The sequence below is a fragment of the Streptomyces anulatus genome (assembly GCF_000721175.1).
In the GTDB taxonomy this organism is placed as follows: domain Bacteria; phylum Actinomycetota; class Actinomycetes; order Streptomycetales; family Streptomycetaceae; genus Streptomyces; species Streptomyces anulatus_C.
On sequence record NZ_JOEZ01000045.1, the window covers coordinates 30,073 to 48,621 of the forward strand.

The following is an 18,549-nucleotide window of genomic DNA, read 5'->3' on the forward strand; positions in this document are numbered from 1 at the left end:
GTCGATCGAGCTTGGCATCGGCTCATCGTGCGGTGCGTGCAACTGCGGGAGAAGACGTTAGAGAGGGGTGGGTATGAGCGGCACCCATCTGCCGGGCGCACGAAGTGGCGAGGACCCGAAGCTCCCCGGCGAGCGGCAACAGAACGAGGAACTGATCCGGTTGGTGATGAGCGACCCTGGCCCGGCGGCCGAGCTTGCTTACCCTGCCCTCCTGAACGGCATCGACTACCTCTTCAGTGTTATTGACCTGCTCGACGGCCCCGACCCGGCGCCTCGCGCGCTCAAGTTCGCCGTCCTCCACCTTCAGGCTGCGACGGAGGTGCTGTTGAAGGCGTGCCTCGCGGGCATCGATTGGCGACTCGTCTTTACCAAGCCTGAGGAGGCGGACGAGATCAGCTACAAGACTGGGGACTTTGCGAGCTGTGGAATCGCCGACACCGTCAAGCGGCTGCGCCAGCACGGAGTGACCATCTCGCCAGAGGAGAAAGGGGCGATCACCGCCTTCTCCAAAGAGCGCAACAAGCTCCAGCATTTCGGCGCCACGCTTAGCGCGGCCGCGATCGAGGCCCGTGCCGGCGTCGTCCTCGAAATCCTCATGCGTTTCATCGACACTCACCTGTGGCGAGGGATCGACGCCGATCATGTCGATGCGTACTTCGAAGACATGAAGACGATCCGTGCCAGTGTGCCCCGGATCCGGGGCTACGCCACCGCCCGGATGACTCAGCTCACTCCCGAGCTGGAGCCCTTCAAGAGCACCACCCTGCGCTGCCCCGCCTGCGGCATGTGGGCAGTGGTCGCGGAAGTGGATGAGAGCCACTGCCGCCTCTGCTTCACCCACTGGGAGTACGACACGGCGCTCCTCGTCGACTACGCGGTCGGCGTCCTCGGCCTGTCGGTGAAGGACTTCCTTGACGACGACGGGGGCGCCCAGGCTTGCCCGGAGTGCCAGAGGCACAGCCTGCTCACCGAAGCGTACTTGGCCGACGCGCCGGACAAGCCGCGCTCCTTTTGCTTCAACTGCGCGAGGCCCTTCGACGGCCTCGTCACGTGCACCCGCTGCACCCTGCCCTTCCAAATGGAAGGAAACGGCGACCTGGTGTGCAGCAACTGCTTGACCGCTGCGCTGGCTTCGGACTGATCAAGGACACAGAGAAGAAGAGTCATTCCTTGTCACGTTCGGGCTGCGAGGTAGAGGGTCCAACTGTCCCGGAACGACGGCAGCCCCCGCGAGGGACGCCCAGCCCGTTTCGCTGCCGCCGCCTCCACAGCCGCGCGACGATCTCCTGTGCCCCGGGCGGTCGGCAGGGGGCGTCACGTTCCTACCGTAAGCAGCTGCTGTGTGCAGCCTTCTAGGCTCCAGGCAGACACGATCCAGAGGAGGGGGTAGGCGTGACGACGTACAGCGCTGACTATTTGAAGCGGCTGTGGGCCGCTGTGGAGCGGTTCGAGGAAGTCTTCGGGCGTTGGACGGAGACCCAGGAGGAGTTGGATCACGCCCAAACGCGCGGGCTGTTCCCCACGGTCCGGCCCAAGGACGGGCAGGACCAGGCGGTCATACGCAGGCTCGAGCTGGACGTGGCGGAGGCTGCGGGGGCCGCTGCCCGAGCGGTCAGCGTCACGGGGGCGCAGATCGCCGTGGCTGGGGTCGGCGTCCTTGACCCGATCGAGAACTGGTCGCTGATGTCGGCCCCCAAGGCGCTCTTCACACCCCAGGAGGTCCGCACCACGGCGGCCAGAGTCCGGGGCCGTCTGAGCATGATGATCAGCGAGGCGGAGGCAGCGGCGGAGTCAGCGACGCCAGGATTCGCCCCCTCCGAACTCCATGAGGTCATCTGGACGGCGGCAGCTGCCCACTGGACGACCCACCAGTACCGGGTCGCGGTGCGCGAGGCGTCGGAGGCGCTGACCGTGCACTGGAAGAAACGCCTGGGTCGCAACGACGTGGACGACACCGTGTTCTGGCAGCAAACTCTCTGTCCAGGCGAGCCTGAGCACGGTAGGCCCAAACTCGCATGGCCGGGCGACCCCACGGACAAGACGAACAGAAGCATGCGAGGCGGGCTGGAGCCTCTGGCCAAGGCACTCAACCATTTTGCGACCGGACTGAACCTCACAGTCAGGAACGTCACGACGCACACCCGCGATGAGCTCACTGAACAGGAAGGGATGGAGCGACTCGCGGCGTACAGCTACTTCGCCCGCCTGCTCGATCAGTGCGAGATCCGTCGGAGCGAGGAGGCGGGCACCTGACCCGGCCTTTGCTGGCCACGCCCACCTCCTATGAGCCGGACGGCGCCCCCGCTCGGCTCATAGGCTCTCGGCATGACGATGACACCGGCTGAAATCGAAGCGCAGACGGACACCCTGGAGCTCCTCAACAACGAGGTGACTTCGCGTCTGGCGCGGCAGTCGGAATCGCTGGCGAAGATCGACACCAAGGCAGTTTTCCTCATCGGTTTTGCTGCGACCGCCGCGCAGTTCCTGGCGACGCACCAGCGCCACGAGGTCCTCGCCTACTGCGCCTTCGCCGCGTACGCCATCGCCTTGGTCACGGGTGTGCTGACGTTCCGGGTAGCGGAGCACAAGGATCTGGAGCCCCGCCCGATGCTGGCGGCACACGTCGGGTCCCCCAAGGGGCGGGTCATGGCTGAGCTGGCGGCGTCCCGGGCGGTCATCTTCGAGAAGAACAAGGAACGTCACGAGGAGAAGGTCCGGTACTGGGCGGTCAGCCTCTGGTCGCTGGGCGCAGGCCTTTGCCTGTCGACTGTCGCGCTGCTGCTGCACACTTGAGGACCATGAGCAACGAACCGAACCAGGGGAGCGGCCAGCCCGACCCCGCGCCCACCGCACCCGCCCCGGCGCCTCAGCCGGACTTCGTCGACGCCTTCGCCAACCAGGCGCTGATCGGCACCGACAAGAAGAGCGACACCAACCCCACCTTCACCACGGCGGTGCGGCCGCAGGGGAACACCGAGACCCGCTGAGACAGCACCTCAAGATCGTCGGGCCCGGACCTCCACAAGGAGGCCCGGGCCCGACGCGTGACCGGCAGTTCCGGCCTGCCGCTGTCAGAGCAGGCGAGTGATGTGCCGCTCCCACCGATGCTGCCAGTCGCCGTGCTCACCCTCGCCGGGGGCCGGTACGGACTCCAGGTCCTCGGGCAGGGTGATTTCTTCCGGTGCGTACGTGCCGTCGTTGAAGTAGCAGGCCCATACGGCCTGGCGGCCGGAGTTGATGACGACGGCCGCCACCGCACCGTCGTCGGTGAGGCCGCCTTCGTCCACGGCGGTGCGCCCGGCCTCGATTGCCTTACTGCTGCTGCGGAACACCTGGACGGACCTGCCGTGCGGGTGGCGCTTGCCGGTCAGGAGGTAGAGAGCCCAGTGGGTGCCGACAGCCTCCGGCCACCGCTTGCGGGCGGCTTGCCGGGTGATCCCGGCCGCTTCGCCCAGCTCCGCGTAGGAAGCAGCAGCCCGGCCCGCACGGGTCGCGGCGTCGTTGGCCAGCTCCCGCGCGGAGATACCGGCTTCCGTGGCGACCTCCAGGTAAGCGAGGTGCAACACCTTGGCGGCCGCAGATGCAGGGGCGAGCGCATTCGGGCTGGTAGGTCCCCCGTCTTCGCTGAGACCCAGGAAGCTCACGCGCCGCCTCGTCTCGTTCCACACCAGATCACGCACCTGCGCCCGGAAGGCGACCTGCGCCTCGAAGGACTCGCTGTCGAGCTCCCACATATCAACCATGCTGAAACTATACGGCACGTAAGTCTGATGCGACAATTAAAGTTTCGGACAGGTTGGGGCGGCAGTAAGCGAGGAGCACGTCGGCAGGGCAGGAGTCGGTGTGCGATGCACACGCACCGAACGGCCACCACGGACAGGCATTCGCCGTGGCCGTCGCCCTGCTCCTTGCGGGGCCGCCGTCCACAGATCTGCAGCTCAGGGCTCGCCAATCGCCAGAACTTATGCACAGGGCGGAGCTTCTACGGTCGGTGTCCGCTTCCGGGTGTGAGGTGCCGGGACGCAGACCGAAAGGGCACGGCCATGGCGCAGACGAAGTTCGACAAGCAGGTGGATGAGTCCGCCGATTCCCTCGCGCGCGGGATCGCCCGGGTGCTGGCCGGCCGGGACCTGGACGGGGTCCGCCGTACGGATGCGACGTTCTGGCGGTCGGGTACCCGGGTCCTGCCGAAGGTGGAGGGCAAGGTCCGCCGCCGCTCCTACAAGCCGGGGTGGCGCCGGTTGTCTTTCCGGCTCGCTCTCGGTGGCGGTGTCGCGGAGAGCGGCTACCTGACCACCCGGGACCTGGACGCCACCCGCGAAACGCTCCAGGAGTTGTGGGAGAACCGGGAGACGGCGCTCGCGACGCTGGAGCCCGGCGGGATTGCCGCGGCCTCCGTCCTCACGGTGGGCACCGCGACGTACATGGTCCTGACCCGTGAGCGCCGGGAGCTGATGCGCGAGTGGGTGGGCCCGCTGCATGAGGCCCTGCATCAGCCGCTGGGTCTGGCGGAGCAGACCGACCCGCGCCGCTACCTCCACATCCCGAAGAACTTCTCCGACGACGACGCGCAGATACGCATCGACCTGCCCACCCGGCTCGGGTTCTCCCGCGACGTGGTGGCCGACCTCATCACCCAGAAACTCGCCCTCCAGGGCGTCACGTTCTCCTGGCACCCGGAGGGCCGCAAGCCGTACGTGCTGGTGAAGAAGACCCGCAAGCCCCCGGCCACGGCCCTCTTCAAGGACCCCAAGATGCGGGACCTGGTGGCCAAGGCCAAGGAGTCCGCGCCGATCATCGGGTTCGGGGCCGGCGGGCGGATCGTCTCCGTCGACCTGGACGCCGAATCCCCGCACATCCTCGTCAACGCCAGTACGGGTGGCGGCAAGTCGGTGGTCCTGCGGTGCATCGCGTGCCAGATGCTCCACCACGGCTCACGCGTGTTCGTCCTGGACACCAAGCGGATCTCCCACCTCTGGGCGCGCGGCCTGCCCGGCGTCACCTACTGCGCCGACGTCGCCGACATCCACGACCAGCTCATCGCCCTCGGCAGGGAAGGCCGGCGCCGCACCCAGGTCGCCGACGACCTCGGTATCGGCGCCGACCCGAAGGCCATCGGCCCCCGGCTGCTGATCCTCCTCGAAGAGGTCAACGCGACGATGAAGCAGCTGGCCCGCTACTGGGAGAAGATCCGCGAGTCCGGCGACCCGAAGGTCTCCCCGGCCGTCGACGCCCTCAACGAGATCCTCTACATGGGCCGCCAGCTGCGCATGCACGTCCTCCTGGTCGCCCAGTCGGCCACCGCCCGCGCACTGGGGGGCCCGGAGGTCCGCGAGCAGTTCTCCACCCGCATCCTCGCCCGCTACAGCGTCAACGCCTGGCGGATGCTCGCCCCCGAGGTCCACCCCGCCCCGAAGTCCACCAAGCACGCCGGCCGCGCCCAGGTCGTCACCGGCGGCAGCGCCACCGAGACGCAGGTGCTGTTCTTCACCGAGGCCGAAGCCCACGAATGGGCCAGCACAGGCAAGACGACCGCGGCCGAACCGCAGCACCCGGGCCTCCCCGAACAGCCTGGTCCACCCGTGTTCCACAAGCCTGCCCCGCCCGCCGACTCCCCGCCCCCCGACGTCTGGAGCAGCGACGCTTCCCTGCCGCCGATCGCCCCCGACCCGGCCCTGGCCGCCGAGCCCTTCACCGTCCCGGCGACGCCGCCCGCGGATCCGGCACCTGATGACGACGACCAGGCGGTGGGACTGCGCCAAGCCGCCGAGCACCACCTGCCCGGCATCACCCTGGCCGCGCTGCGCTTCGCCCGCGCCAATGACCCGACCTTCCCCACCTCGGCCGCCAAGCGCGGCACCGAACTCCTCTACAGCGTCCACGACCTCAAGAGGTGGGCCCGCAACCGGCCCCGCGCCCCCACCGGCACCACCGACCTCGACTGACCCCCGGGACCACGGCGGGTCAGAAATCTGACCCGCCCCTCGATCCGGACCTGTCCGCTTTCACCGACACGATCCCCAGGACCCGGAAGAACCCCGGGCTCTCCCCGGCACCACACAGAATGGAACACCGCCCCATGAAGAAGACCGCGCTGCTCACGATGCTCAGCTTCGCCGACCCGGACCTGCGCCAGCAGATAGAGGTCATGCCCGAGGGAACCGCCCTCATCGGCATCAGCACCACCGGACAGGCCATCGCCGTCGACCTGGACGGCGAATCCCCGCACGTCCTGGTCTGCACCGCCAGCGGCGGCGGCAGCACCACCATGCTGCGCTCCCTGACCGCCCAGTTCCTCCACCAGGGCGCCCACGCCCTGGTCCTGGACACCAAGCGGATCTCCCACCTGTGGGCGAAGGCCCTGCCGACCGTCACCCACCGCGGCAACATCGCCGGCATCCACGACGCCCTGGTCCACCTCGCCACCGAGCTGGAGCGCCGCCTCGACCTCGACGGCGACCTGGACACCGTGCCCCGCCTGATCGTCGCCATCGACGAAGCCAACGCCACGCTGCCCCGCCTCGCCCGCTACTGGGAGACCTTCCGGCAGAAGGACGACCCGAAGACGTCACCGGCCATCGCCGCCCTGGAGCAAGCGCTCTGGGTCGGGCGCGCGGCCCGCGTCCACGTCATCTTCGACGGACGCCCCCAGGCCACCGTCCTCAAGGGCGCGGCCCGCGAACTGTTCGCCACGGTGATCCTGGCGCGGTTCACGACCGACACCTGGCAGGTCCTCGCCCCGGACGCCGGACCCGCCCCCAAGCAGCGCCACCCCCAGCAGGGCCACTTCCACGTCATCCAGCACGGCGAGGTCGACGAGACACAGGCGATCCGGATGACCGACGCCGACGTCGTCACCTGGCTTACCGACCCGGACGACCCCACCGCCTGACCGAACGACCGAAACACCACGGGCCCCGGGGGATCGCCACGACACCCCCGGGGCCCGGTCGGGTTCGCACGGTTCAACAACAGTGGAGCTCCCCGCCGGTCACGCGTTCCGCGACCGCCTGCGACACGGCCGGACCGGAGCAGGGGGAATGAAGCGCCGAACCTGCTGTACACCAGAACCATGGAAACCACCCAGGAAGTGTTCTGCGTCCGATGCGGCAGCGCAGACACCCGAGTTACCCGCCTTGACCCCACCAGCGCGGAAGGCACCTGCTTCCGCTGCGACAAACCCTTCCACGCCACCCCGTGCCAGAACTGCGGAGGCTTCCGCATCGACGGCTCCTTCGGCGTCTCCGGCACACGATTCGAGAACCTCCCCGAAACGGTGCGGTGCTGGGACTGCCCCCACCCCAACCCGCTGCGCGACCCCGGCCCGGAGGAGACGGCGGGCGCACGGTGACCTGAGAGGAGATAAGTCGGTTAGCCCGGCGTGACGATCACGCACCTGCCCGCCGGGCCCACCGACGATGTTCCCTACCAGCCGTGGGACGGCGAGGAAGAAGCACTCGCCGCGGCCGCAGCAGCCGGCCGCCGTACGGCGGAATGGATCCGCTCCCTGCCCCAGGCCTCTGCCCCCGGCCCGGTCGGCACCTGGCTCCTCAGGGACCTGCCGGAGACGATCGAGACGGCGACGGCCTCCCTGGACCCACAGGACTGCGACCGCATGGAACCCGACGGCGTGATGGTCGACGGCACGGGCGGCATCGATGAAGAGACCCGCAGCGCGCTGGCGGCCGTGCCGTGCGCGGTCCAGGACGCGCGGTGGCTCACCGCGGACCAGCAGATCCGGCTCGTGGCGGTCGCCTCCCTGATCACGGGGGCGGCACGGCTGCTCGCGGAAGACCCCGGCACCGCCATCACGACCGGCGAACTGTCCCGGATGTGGGACCTCCTGGATCACGCCATCGCATAGGCCCGGCGCCTGAAATGTTGTGCCCAGATCCGCACCCGTCCGGCCCTCAACAAGCGGCAGGGAGACATCCACGAGGCAGGATCTGGATAGCCGACGCGAACGTCGTCAACCCGCTCATCGGCCCGGAGGACACCGAGCGCTGACTTCAGGCCGGGCCCCCGCCGGGGGAGGCGCCCACCCCCACGACGGGCACCCCCACGGCGTACTGGAAAACAAAAGACCCACTGTCGGACCCGGTCCGTACCCTTGGCTGAGGTACCTGAGACAGGAGGGCAACGTGGCCCGCAACGGCATCAACAAGCGCGAGCTGGACAAGTGGGCGAAGAACTTCGTCAAGGAGTCCAACAAGAGCCTGGAGCGCGCTCAACGGCAAAACCCTCTTCGTGTGTCTGCCCAGCTGAATGCCACTGCCAGCGTCAGCGCGGGCCCCGGCGGCGAGGCGATTGAGGGCAGCGGGCTCCTGGCCCGGCTGCTGCTGTGGCTGGACGTGCGGGCACAACAGAATCCGCACTACATCAACGTGAGCCAGTTCCTCGCAGAAGCACAACTGCCTGACGAGGACCCTTCGGTGCTCGCCTTCGAGCTGGAGCAGCGCGATCTCGTCAAGGTCCTGCGGAACTGGGGAGGGCCGCCCGAGGTCCATCTCACCGACGCCGGCCGCGCCGCGATCCACCGGATGAAGAAGCTCCGTCTGGACCGAGCCGCCCGCCTCCGATACACCATGGACGCCTTCCACCGGTGGCTGTTCGACACCGCGGCCGACCAGGCACCCGTGACCCCGGAGCTGTTCCTCACCACGCACGCCGCCTACTTCGCCGGATCCGAGATCACCGAGACCGAGCTGGACGAAGCGCTCGCCCACCTGACGCAGTACGAGCTGGTCGAATACCTCGACACCGAACCCGTCACCGTCGCCATCACACCCCAGGGCGCCAGCTGCGCCCTGACCGGAGGAAGCGTGCAGGACCACATCAACCAGCCCCGCACCGGCACCACGTACAACAACTACCTGCCGAACGCCAAGGGCGTCATCATCGGCGAGCAGCAGCACTTCACCCAGAACAACACCGACGGCATCGACCCCACGCTCTTCGTCCAGCTCGCCGGATACATCGGCCAGGTCAGCCCCATCCTGGGCCTGCCCGAGGCGGACCGCGTGGAACTGGAGCGCGTCGCCCAGGACCTCCACGATGAGGCGACCTCCGACAACCCCGAGCAGGGCCGCCTGCGCCAGTTCGCCACCCAGCTCAAGGACAAGCTCCTGGAGGGCGCCTCCACCATGGCGGCCACGCAGGGCATCCAGATGGCTGAGCAGGCACTCACCACGCTCATGTAGCCGGCGGTTCCACACCACCACGGGCCCCGGGGAATCAGTCATGACTTCCCGGGGCCCCACTTACGGGTTCAGACGGGTCAACGACGCCGCGCCCCAGGCACTACGTCGCGGCCAGCTCCGGCACTTCGAGAACTTCCGCCACCCGGCGAGCCATCAAGGCCACCTGCGGCGGCAGATAGCTGTCCAGCGAGTCGACGTCCTCGCACAGCCGCGCCTTCAGCCCGTGCAGGACCGCCTCGGTGAACAGCCTCTGCGGGTCGTCCTCCGGACGCTGCGCCCGCTCAGCCTCGAGCTGGCCTTCGCGGTGCTCCTCACGGTTCGTCGACGCTCGCATCGCCTCGTACGAGAGCGCCTCGCCCAGCAGGCCCGCTACGTGCGCGCGGCTTTCCTCCTGCGGTCCGGCGGAACGGAGCTCCTGCTGACCGACCTGGAGGTAGCTCTGCAGCGTCTCGGGAGCCATACCGGTGCGCTCGCAGTACGCCGCGATCAACATGGCCACGAAGTTCATGGTGTCGGCCGCGTCCGTGGCGCGGTACAGCGTCATCCGCTTCCAGGTGTGCGCCTGGTCGGGCTCGGTGTACCGCAGCACCTCCTGGCAGTTCTGCACGCCCTCGGAGACCAGCTGGTGGATCGCCCGGCGCAGCGGCTCAGGCATCGGGGTGGTGTTCATGGCCGCACGGTAGGGGGAGTGCCTCTCACCTCACGGTAGTTGCGGCCCCCGGTCACCCGGACGGATCAGAAGCACCGGGCAGCCGACGCGCTCTTGACGTCCGCTGCCCGGCGCGGGACGGTCGGCGCAACTACGCGCAACTGAGTCCCAGGGGAGTACGTGATGACGTTACGGTTCGTCGGGATCGACCCCAACACCGGCGGTGAGGGATCAGCGACGGTGTGGGTGGAAGAGGAGAGCGCGGACCTGGTCCTCCAGGGCGAGGAAGCCGACGCCCTCCTCAAGTCCCTGGTCGGCTCCACCGAGTGGGTGCCCGGCCACAAGACGGGGATCCCGCCGCACGAGCGGGTGATCCGGATTCCGTTCCACATGGTGCAGATCTTGAGGGAGGCGTGCGATGCCGCTGAACGCGCAGCAGCTGAACACCGCGACGTTCGCTGAGCTGCTCGCCGACACCCACCACACGGCGGTCCACCTGGAGATGCGTGACCTGTACGCCGTCGGTGACGAGACGGACGACTACGCCGCCTTCCTGGCCACCGGCGTCCCCAACCTCGACCCGGCCCGCTCCTTCTGGCCGCAGTGGATGCCGCTCGTGAAGGACGCGGTCGCCCGCGGCGTGGTGATGCGCCGGGCCCGGATCGTCTCCGAGCCGGTCACCGACTACATCCGCTACGAGCACGCCATCACCCCGCTCAACCTCCAGGCCGGGGAAGACGTGCGCTGGCTGCCCCGCCGCCGCGCGAGCGACATCGCGCTGCCCGGCAACGACTTCTGGCTCCTGGACGACCGGCTCGTGCAGTTCCACCACTTCACCGGCACCGGCGACTGGGCCACCGACGGCAAGGAACGCACCACCGACCCGGCCGCCGTCGCGCTCTGCCGCGCCGCCTTCGAGACCGTGTGGGAGCGCGGTGTCCCGCACGAGAAGTACACCGTCCAGAACCACTGAGCAGAGCACCGTGAGCGCATCCCCATCGTCCAGCGCACAGGCCGCCCGCGAGGCCCTGGCCGTGCGCCTCAGCCACCTGCGCAAGGACGCCGGCCTTTCCGGGAAGGACCTCTCCGCCCGGTGCGGCTGGCACCCGGCGAAGACCACCCGCATCCAGAAGGCCGACGCCCCGCCCTCCGACGCGGACATCCGCGCCTGGTGCGCGGCGTGCGGCGCGGACGACCAGGCCGACGACCTCATCGCCACCGCCCGCGCCGTCGACTCCATGTACCTGGAGTGGCGCCGCCTCCATAAGGACGGGATGCGCAAGGTCCAGCAGAACTGGAACACCCTGCACGAACGGACCCGCCTCTGCCGGGTCTACGTCTCCAACGTCTTCCCGGGCTTCTTCCAGACCCCCGGCTTCGCCACCGCCCTGATGAGCCAGATCACGACGTTCCAGGGGACGCCGAACGACGTCTCCGAAGCCGTCGCCGCCCGGGTCGCGCGCTCCCGGTACCTCTACGAGGGCGGGCACCGCTACGTCGTGCTCATGGAGGAGTCCGTCCTGCGCTACCGCACCGCCGACCCCGAGGCGATGCGCGGGCAGCTGCGCCACCTCCTGGCGGTGATGCCGCTCGCCTCGGTCTCGCTGGGCATCATCCCGTTCACCGCACAGCGCACCGTCTGGCCGCTGGAGGCGTTCTACCTCCACGACGACACCGTGGCCGTGGTGGAGACGCTGACGGCGGAGATCAAGGTGACGCAGCCGCGCGAGCTCGCTGACTACGCCAGGGCGTTCGCCGGCCTCGCGGAGTTGGCCGTGTACGGCGACGCCGCCCGTGACCTCATCGCGGCCGCGACCGACGCCCTGGAGTGAACTTCCGCAATTTCCAGCAATTTTCTTGAGGCCGGAGCGGCAGCCTCCGTAGCGTCGAACGACACCGACGCGACCACTCAGCACACGGAGGCGGTGCCCATGAGCGCACCCACACCCGCCGGACCCGCACCCGACGGACCCGGCCTCCAACCGCCCGACTTCGGCCGACCTTCCCCCGCGCTACTCGAGCGCGCGGTACGTGGCTACGCGCGCTTTCTCACCGACTCGGCCGCCGGCCCCGGCGACTACGACCAGGCCGACGACGCGGCGGACATGCGGTGAGCGGGGCCCACGCCGCGCTCCACGACCCCCAGGGCCTGCTGGACGCCGAACTACCGCTGGACCGCGCCCCGCACGAGGCACTCGTCACGGCCGTCCTCGCCTGGAAGGCCCCGGACCTCGCACCCCGCGATTATGAGCAGATCGCCCTCCAGCTCACCGGGCACGCCCGCGAGCTCGCCGCCGACGTCCGGCGTCTCGTTGCCGTCCTGCCCAAGAGTGACGGCCGCGGCGCCCTCGCCGAAGTCGTCCTTCGCGAAGCCGACGGCCGCCTCTCCGCCCCACTCAAAGGCACCGCGTGCTGCGTCCAGAAGCGCGCCCGCCTCGTACAGGCTCTCTACACCCGGCTGGACCGCCTCACCGCCCCCCCCGGCCACCCCCTAGCGCCGCCGGAGGACCGTTGGCAAGGATTTGCAGGGCTGGTCGCGAGACGGACATGTCAGGGCTCCGCCGAACGTGCCGTAGTCGGCCGTTCGCTCAAACAGGGTGAAGCTCGTCGGTGGTGAACCAGGGATCTTCGGTCTGGCGAAAAGGAGGACCGCTGTCAGTGCGGGCGAGTACTTTCCTGCCAAAGCGCACGCAAGAGACAGAAGGTCATCCATGGCACTTGGCGACGACATCCGCTCCGATCTGGACAAGATGGTGGGCAACCCTTGGAGCATCCGGAACGGCAACGTCGTTCCGGGCACGGACGACGTAGGGCTCTACAACAACGACGCGGTCAAGCTGGAAGCCGTCTACCTCTACGCCGACCTCCTGGGTTCCACCAAGCTGGCCCGCGACTTCACCCCCGAGGTCGCCGGCAAGGTAATCCGTTCCTCGCTGCGCACCGCGTCCACGATCATCAAGAAGTTCGACGGCGAGATCCGCAGCTACGACGGCGACCGCGTCATGGGGATCTTCATCGGCGACTCCAAGAACACCAACGCCGGAACGGTTGCACTGAAGATCAACGCCGCGATGCAGGAGATCGTCCAGCCTGCCCTCTACGCCAAGCTGCCGATTCTGCAGAGCAAGGGCTACCTGCCTCGAATGTGTGTCGGGGTCGCATCCGGGGAGGCGTTCATCGCGCGAGCCGGCGTACGGGGCAGCAGCGACCTGGTATCTATCGGCCGAGCCCCGAACGTTGCCGCCAAGCTCAGTGACATCCGCGAGCCGGGGCACTACCGGACGTACATCACCACGCAGGTCTACCACAGGCTTAGAGAAGACGTGAAGTTTTCCGAGGGCGCCAACATGTGGGAGGAGCGCAGTGCCGAGGTCGGCGGGGAACAGATGACGATCTTCCGATCCAATTACCGGTGGTCGGTATGACTGCGCCAGAGCTGGCCCCGGCCGAGGCTCACGCGAGAGCCGTCGAGACTGCCTGGCGGATCCATGCGGAGCTCGGCAGTTGGACAGCGAAGGTGGACGCTAAGGCGTCCTTCGCGCTCACCCTTGAATCGGCGGCAACCGCTGGCGTCATCGCGCTCTCAACCGACGACCACGTCCTCGCAAACCTTCACGGATGGGGTACCCGCTCTCTTCTTTGGATCGGGACCATTCTCATACTTACCTCTGGCGTCTTTTCGATGCTGGTCGTTGTCCCCCGCCTCCGCGCCCGAAAGGTCAGAGCGGAAGCCCCCTCGAACTTCATCTACTTCGGCCATCTCATGCACCGAGAGTCCGCCGAACTCACCACAGCCCTGAAGCAGGCGGACATACTTCCGGTGCTGAGCCGCCAGCTCATCGCAATGAGCAAGATCGCGTGGGGCAAGCACCGCCATGTCCAGATGTCCTTCAGCATCTTCGCAGTGGGCGCCACCCTCGTCTTCCTTGCAGGGTTGCTTAACTGACCCGATCACCACAACAGGCCACGGCACGCCGCTCGTCGCGGCCTGGATGAGGGAGCGGCCCGAAGATCCCAGGCCCTACGCACTCGCACTGGGACGCGATGCCGTGGCTCGGAACCCCCGGCATCGCGTCCCAGTGCGTGTAGGGCCTGGGATGGGTGCCGCTGCCCCGGGGTCCTTCGCCGATCTCTCGCGGTTGATCACCAGTCATCGCCGGTAGGGCCAGCAGGAGCCGGGCTAGCTCTGTAGGCCATTGGCTTCGCTCACGGAGTCCTCGACCAGGTCGACTTGTATACGGTGATCGTCTGTCCGCCAACCTCACGGGTGTACGGACCTGCCCACATCAACTTTTTCGTACTGGAGTATTTGGCACTGTCCAACATGCCGTTGAAAACGTCCTCGGTAATGTAGCTGTGGTTGTTCCCGTTGCGGATGTCGCTGAGTTTGGCTGCCACATTGGGCGCACGGCCGATAGAGACAAGGTCGTTGTTCCCACGCACGCCGCCTCGGACAATTAGTGCCGTACCGGTGTCGATACCGACGCAGTGCTTAACCTGAAACCCCCGAGTTACGATTGAGGACAGGTTGGCCTCGACTTTGGGGCGAACAATTTTCGTCACTACGTGATTGATCTTGAGCGCGCAGTCAGCGGCGGCTGTGTTCTTGGTGCCCCCCATGAAGATTGCCATGACCCGGTCCCCATCGAAACTGCGGATCTCGCCCCCACACGCCCTGATGACCCTACAAGTGGCATCGAGATAGGCCCGGATGACTTTGGCTGCGGTTGTGCGGCTAAAGTCCCTGGCCAATCCAGTGGAATCCGCCAAGTCTGCATAGAGGTAAACGGCATTGACCTCGACGGCACCGTTCCCCAAAGCGACGGTGTCGGTGGAGGGGACTGCTGTCCCCTTGCGGCTGTTCCAGTCGGAACAAACAACCTTCGTGACAGCCGCGCTGATGTCGTCAGCGAGCCCCATGGTGCCCCCAGCCTGAGACGAAACAAGAGGGTGAAATCTAACAGGAACCGCTGACAACACGGCAGTTGATGCAATATGCAGCCGTTTCCACACCCATCACACGCCCGAGTGTGAAGACCGTTCGGCCTGCTGGCAGGCATCGCCTGCTGAGTTCCAAAACCGTGCATACTTCGCCTGGGCCCTCCGCTCGCGGCTGGCCCATCCACCGAACCGCTCCGGGCCCAGATAGCTCCGCCGGGGCTGAGCCCGAAACCCCAGGGGTTACACGCACACCAGTGCGATGCCGCAGCTCAGAACCCCCGGGCATCGCACCCCAGTGCGTGTAGGACCTGGGAGCGGCACCATGGCCCCGGACAGCGAAGTACCTCGAGCGCCCGTGCGCCCGGGGTCCTGTCGCCTCTCTCACCGCCGCTCACCAGCCGTCAGGAGCACTGCCCACCCACGCGATCGGCCGGCCCTCGCTGGTGCGGCCCCAGTGCGGTTCCTCCATCGACGTCTCGTGCCCGTCGGGCAGGACGCAGATCCGCCCCCAGCGGCCGTGCTTGCCCGCACAGAGCCCGGCGAGGCCGCCCGCGTCGCCTTCCGCCACGGCCTGGTCGTAGCGGTCCTGGAACGGCTGGAGACGGGCGCCCAGCTCCATGCCCATCTCCGCCCTCTCCACCCGCTCCCGCGCCTCCTGGACGCCGGGGTCGGACAGCACAGCCGAGATGACGTCCTCCGCCTCCGCGAAGGCCCTGGTGCGGGCGTGCCGCCGCACGGCGTCCCGCACCCGCTGATCCCCGGCCTCGTGCTCGTCCGTGCTCATCACGCCGCTCCTTCCGTGGCCGCCCACTCCAGCCCGAGGCCGGCGAGCGCGGCGAGCTTGTCGACGGTCAGCTTGGCCCGGCGGCTCCTGCTGTTGGACAGGAACACCCCGAGCTTGACCTCCGTCCCGTCCGGCAGCGCCTCTAGGTGGGCCCTGGGGACCGTCACAGAGCCCGTACGGGCCTTGTACTGCGCCAGGGCCGCAACGCCCCTCTCGAAGGCGCTCACGGGCGCCGTGGACGCCTCCGGCGGCGCGGCCTGCTCCACCGGGGCCGGAGCGGCGAGCGGGGCGACGCCGACGGCCTCCAGGCGCTCGCGCTGCCCGTCGGCCAGGGCCGCCCATACCTCGGGCTTCCGCTGCCGGGCCAGCCACTTGCCGACATCCATGCCGTGCACGGTGAAGCCGGGCAGGACCTCCGCCGGGCCTTCCTCGTCACGCACCAGCTCGCGCAGCGCGGCGTAATGCCGCTGCCACTCGGTCGGCCACGACGGGTTCCAGTCCTCGTCCACGGCCAGGAGCGCGGCCTCCCACTCCGGGTGCCCCTCCAGCGCACCCGGACGGCGCAGGTTGCTCAACCACTGCCCCACCGGCTTGTCGAGCGCGGCCGCCGCCCGGGGAGCGCACAGCGTCCAGTGCTCCGCGAAGTACACCCGGGCCGCCGCCAGGTTCTCCTGGAACCGCGCGTCGGCCGCCGACCAGGCCATGCCCAGCTTCTCCAGCCGCGCCGCCCGCCGGCCGCTCATCTGCCCCGCCCCGAACGCCCGTCGCTGCTCCGCGACCCACTGACCGAGCGGGAACGCGCCCTCCTTGTGCTCGTACGGCACCCGGGCGTGGCCCTCGCGTTCCGCGTAGTCCTTGAGCTTTGCCCAGCCGCGCGCCCAGTCCTGCCGCTCGGTGTCGATCACGTTGAAGGACACCCAGTTCGCGACCATCACCGGATCACGCGGAGCCGCGAACCGGAGCAGGAGACGGGTTTCTTCCTCGTTATCGGCGGGCGCGGCACCGATGTATTCGGAGGGCTGCGCGATGTCCTTCTGAGGCTCCTGCGGAATGGCCAGCAATTCCACGGCCTCTTCGTCGTGAGCCCGAAGACCCTCAAGGACCTTCACCAACGGCTTATACGAACCGGAGGTGAACATGTCTTCCGGGCTTTCATCGGGCTGGAGAAATACCGGCACGATCAGAGAGGCCAGCTTTCCCTGTCCGGGCTTCTGGCGCAGTGCGCGGCCGATGGCCTGGACGATGTCGTGCGGCGCGCCCTTGGGGTCCAGGAGCGCCACGGAGTCCACGGCCCGGATGTCCACGCCCTCCCCGAGGACGCGGCAGTTGGAGAGCACGGCCCGCCGGGCGGTGGAGCCGAACTTCCCCAGCACGTCCCGCCGGCGCTCGGGGACGTGCTCCCCGCACAGCCAGTCCGCCCAGATCTCGGAGGGGTACTTCTCGGGCTGGTCTGCGTGCAGCCGCTTGGCCACGCGCTGAAGGCCCTCCGCGTACGCCGCGGCCTCTATGGTCCGGTGGTGGAAGGTGATGCAGCTCTGGAGGTTGTGCTGCTCCATCGTGTGCAGGAGAGCGGCCTGGAGCGCCCCGAGGCGCTGCCCGCGGACTTCCTCGGTGTGCCGCTCCTCGCCCATCAGACGCTCGGGCGTGACGACCGGGTCCTGGAGCTCCAGGACGATGATCTGGTACCGCGCCAGCAGCTTCCTGGACACCGCCGACGCCAACGAGAGCTTGTACAGGACCGGCCCGAAGACGTGCTCGTCATCCATGGAAGCCGCCATCTCGCGCGGCAGCGGGTCACGCACCCCCTCGGCGACCTCGCGGTTCAGCCGCTCCTCCCAGATCCGCGGCGTCGCCGTCAGGTACAGCCGGCGGTGCGCCGGGATCTTCGTCTGGTCGTGGATGTCCGCCCACGCCTTACCCATCGAGCCACTGGTCCGGTGCGCCTCATCGACCACCGCCAGGTCCACCGGCGCGAGCTTCTGCCCGTAGGCGCCCTCGAACGCCTCCACCAGCACGCCCAGCGACGCGTAGGTGGCGTAGATGGTCACCGGCCCGGTGCTGTGCCACAGGGCCAGCTGCACGGGGTTGGTGGTGCTCCGGACCCCCAGATGGAACAGCTCCGGGTCGTCCAGGGGCGAGCACACCATCACGGCCGGCCCCTTGTGCCCGGCGTCGCTCCACGCCTTCACGGTCTGCGCCAGGAGATCCAGGGTCGGCACCACCACGAGAATGCGGCCCTTGGGCACAATGCGCTTTGCGGAGGCCGCCGCGATGATGGTCTTTCCCGTCCCGCAGGCGGCGTGCACCTGCCCGCGCAGGCCATTCCAGGGAATGCCGCCCGGCGGGATATCGAGGCCGCGCACGATGGCGGCTACGGCCTCAATCTGGTGTTCACGCAGTTTCACGGCCATTCCCGTGTTCTCCTTTTCGCGGAATGCGACGCGTAATAGGAATGAGAGTCCGGCGCGGTGTCTGGCGGGCCGGGGTGGTGGTGTCTGGTCCCAGACTCTACACACTCAGCACCCGTGATGCATCACCCACGCGACAGCTTCCCCCTGTAGGCTGATACTTGGCCGAATATCGCCCCACACGCACGGTTCCTAGGGTATGCTGGCGGGGTATTGGTGAACGTGAGCGGTCGGTTTCGAGGGTGGGGGAGTGGTCAGGGTGGAGCGCAGCGGAGCCCGTCACTGCGGTGGGGCCGGCACCCGATCGGGCCGACGGTCCGTCACTCTCGTTGCGGGGGTGGTGGGCAGGAACCCCCAGCCCTACACAGGCCCGCGCGCGATGCACTTCCCCTCGTAGCCAGCCCGGGTGATCGCGCTTGCGCGGTCGCCTCCAATTCGCGCTTGCGCGAATTGGATTCCGTTCGGAATTCCGCTTGCGGAATTCCATTCCCCCGCTTGCGGGGGAATCCGAATTGCGCTTGCGCAATTCGCGCTCTATGCCCCGGCTTGCCGGGGCATATCCCGCTC

The 18,549-nt window shown here is 68.3% G+C and carries 20 protein-coding genes and 1 pseudogene; 16 read left to right on the top strand and 5 right to left on the bottom strand.

Going from position 1 to position 18,549, the window contains the following annotated elements; translation table 11 throughout:
• Positions 1-73 precede the first annotated feature (73 nt).
• From IG90_RS40965 to IG90_RS44530, 4 genes are all read left to right on the top strand, one after another.
• Positions 74-1,141 (top strand): hypothetical protein, encoded by a 1,068-nt coding sequence (locus IG90_RS40965; protein ID WP_051860384.1) that lies wholly within the window; start codon positions 74-76, stop codon positions 1,139-1,141.
• A gap of 251 nt (positions 1,142-1,392) precedes the next feature.
• Positions 1,393-2,253 (top strand): TIGR02391 family protein, encoded by an 861-nt coding sequence (locus IG90_RS0135055; protein WP_030594062.1) that lies wholly within the window; start codon positions 1,393-1,395, stop codon positions 2,251-2,253.
• Between the two features lie 72 nt (positions 2,254-2,325).
• Entirely contained in the window at positions 2,326-2,793 is a 468-nt protein-coding gene (locus tag IG90_RS0135060) for a hypothetical protein (protein ID WP_233436171.1), read from the top strand.
• Between the two features lie 5 nt (positions 2,794-2,798).
• Positions 2,799-2,987 carry a hypothetical protein gene (locus IG90_RS44530; RefSeq protein ID WP_030594066.1) on the top strand — a complete coding sequence of 63 codons (189 nt, stop codon included), beginning with the start codon at positions 2,799-2,801 and terminating at the stop codon, positions 2,985-2,987.
• Positions 2,988-3,071: 84 nt separating this feature from the next.
• Here IG90_RS44530 and IG90_RS46415 read toward each other — a convergent pair whose 3' ends face one another.
• On the bottom strand, positions 3,072-3,743 hold the full coding sequence (locus IG90_RS46415; RefSeq protein WP_233436172.1) for a hypothetical protein: 672 nt from the start codon (positions 3,741-3,743) through the stop codon (positions 3,072-3,074).
• A gap of 300 nt (positions 3,744-4,043) precedes the next feature.
• Here IG90_RS46415 and IG90_RS0135075 point away from each other — a divergent pair, with 300 nt between their 5' ends.
• From IG90_RS0135075 to IG90_RS0135095, 5 genes are all read left to right on the top strand, one after another.
• A complete protein-coding gene (locus IG90_RS0135075) occupies positions 4,044-5,945 on the top strand; it encodes a pRL2-11 (protein ID WP_030594070.1) in 1,902 nt (633 codons plus the stop codon).
• 134 nt (positions 5,946-6,079) lie between these two features.
• A complete protein-coding gene (locus IG90_RS0135080) occupies positions 6,080-6,892 on the top strand; it encodes a P-loop NTPase family protein (RefSeq protein ID WP_030594072.1) in 813 nt (270 codons plus the stop codon).
• A gap of 180 nt (positions 6,893-7,072) precedes the next feature.
• Complete coding sequence (locus IG90_RS0135085) at positions 7,073-7,351, top strand: hypothetical protein (protein WP_030594074.1); 279 nt, start codon at positions 7,073-7,075, stop codon at positions 7,349-7,351.
• A 30-nt stretch (positions 7,352-7,381) separates the two neighbouring features.
• Entirely contained in the window at positions 7,382-7,864 is a 483-nt protein-coding gene (locus IG90_RS40110) for a hypothetical protein (RefSeq protein WP_033894942.1), read from the top strand.
• 277 nt (positions 7,865-8,141) lie between these two features.
• Positions 8,142-9,200 carry a hypothetical protein gene (locus tag IG90_RS0135095; RefSeq protein WP_030594076.1) on the top strand — a complete coding sequence of 353 codons (1,059 nt, stop codon included), beginning with the start codon at positions 8,142-8,144 and terminating at the stop codon, positions 9,198-9,200.
• Positions 9,201-9,300: 100 nt separating this feature from the next.
• On the opposite strand, the gene IG90_RS0135100 is transcribed toward IG90_RS0135095, so the two are convergent.
• Positions 9,301-9,870: a hypothetical protein gene (locus IG90_RS0135100; RefSeq protein ID WP_233436173.1), complete on the bottom strand. Its 570-nt coding sequence runs from the start codon at positions 9,868-9,870 to the stop codon at positions 9,301-9,303.
• 162 nt (positions 9,871-10,032) lie between these two features.
• Here IG90_RS0135100 and IG90_RS42935 point away from each other — a divergent pair, with 162 nt between their 5' ends.
• From IG90_RS42935 to IG90_RS40970, 7 genes and pseudogenes are all read left to right on the top strand, one after another.
• Entirely contained in the window at positions 10,033-10,311 is a 279-nt protein-coding gene (locus tag IG90_RS42935; RefSeq protein ID WP_078585516.1) for a hypothetical protein, read from the top strand.
• A complete protein-coding gene (locus IG90_RS0135105; RefSeq protein WP_030594080.1) occupies positions 10,268-10,822 on the top strand; it encodes a DUF6879 family protein in 555 nt (184 codons plus the stop codon). The genes IG90_RS42935 and IG90_RS0135105 overlap by 44 nt, the downstream gene beginning before the upstream one ends.
• Before the next feature lie 10 nt (positions 10,823-10,832).
• Positions 10,833-11,681: a helix-turn-helix domain-containing protein gene (locus tag IG90_RS0135110; RefSeq protein WP_030594082.1), complete on the top strand. Its 849-nt coding sequence runs from the start codon at positions 10,833-10,835 to the stop codon at positions 11,679-11,681.
• Between the two features lie 99 nt (positions 11,682-11,780).
• The gene (locus IG90_RS0135115; RefSeq protein ID WP_030594084.1) at positions 11,781-11,963 is read left to right on the top strand and encodes a hypothetical protein; all 183 of its coding nucleotides are present in this window, start codon (positions 11,781-11,783) and stop codon (positions 11,961-11,963) included.
• Positions 11,960-12,328, top strand: a pseudogene (locus IG90_RS42940) (DUF6415 family natural product biosynthesis protein); the annotation flags it as partial. The gene IG90_RS0135115 and the pseudogene IG90_RS42940, both read left to right, overlap by 4 nt.
• A gap of 232 nt (positions 12,329-12,560) precedes the next feature.
• The gene (locus tag IG90_RS0135125) at positions 12,561-13,274 is read left to right on the top strand and encodes an adenylate/guanylate cyclase domain-containing protein (RefSeq protein ID WP_030594088.1); all 714 of its coding nucleotides are present in this window, start codon (positions 12,561-12,563) and stop codon (positions 13,272-13,274) included.
• Positions 13,271-13,795, top strand: coding sequence for a Pycsar system effector family protein (locus IG90_RS40970; protein ID WP_030594090.1), 525 nt, complete (start codon positions 13,271-13,273; stop codon positions 13,793-13,795). The genes IG90_RS0135125 and IG90_RS40970 overlap by 4 nt, the downstream gene beginning before the upstream one ends.
• A 260-nt stretch (positions 13,796-14,055) precedes the next feature.
• Here the strand turns inward: IG90_RS40970 and IG90_RS42945 are convergent, their stop codons facing one another.
• From IG90_RS42945 to IG90_RS0135140, 3 genes are all read right to left on the bottom strand, one after another.
• Positions 14,056-14,769 (bottom strand): adenylate/guanylate cyclase domain-containing protein, encoded by a 714-nt coding sequence (locus IG90_RS42945; RefSeq protein ID WP_078585515.1) that lies wholly within the window; start codon positions 14,767-14,769, stop codon positions 14,056-14,058.
• Between the two features lie 412 nt (positions 14,770-15,181).
• Positions 15,182-15,574 (bottom strand): hypothetical protein, encoded by a 393-nt coding sequence (locus IG90_RS0135135; protein WP_030594092.1) that lies wholly within the window; start codon positions 15,572-15,574, stop codon positions 15,182-15,184.
• Positions 15,574-17,985 carry a DEAD/DEAH box helicase gene (locus tag IG90_RS0135140; protein WP_030594094.1) on the bottom strand — a complete coding sequence of 804 codons (2,412 nt, stop codon included), beginning with the start codon at positions 17,983-17,985 and terminating at the stop codon, positions 15,574-15,576. The genes IG90_RS0135135 and IG90_RS0135140 overlap by 1 nt, the downstream gene beginning before the upstream one ends.
• Positions 17,986-18,549 lie beyond the last annotated feature (564 nt).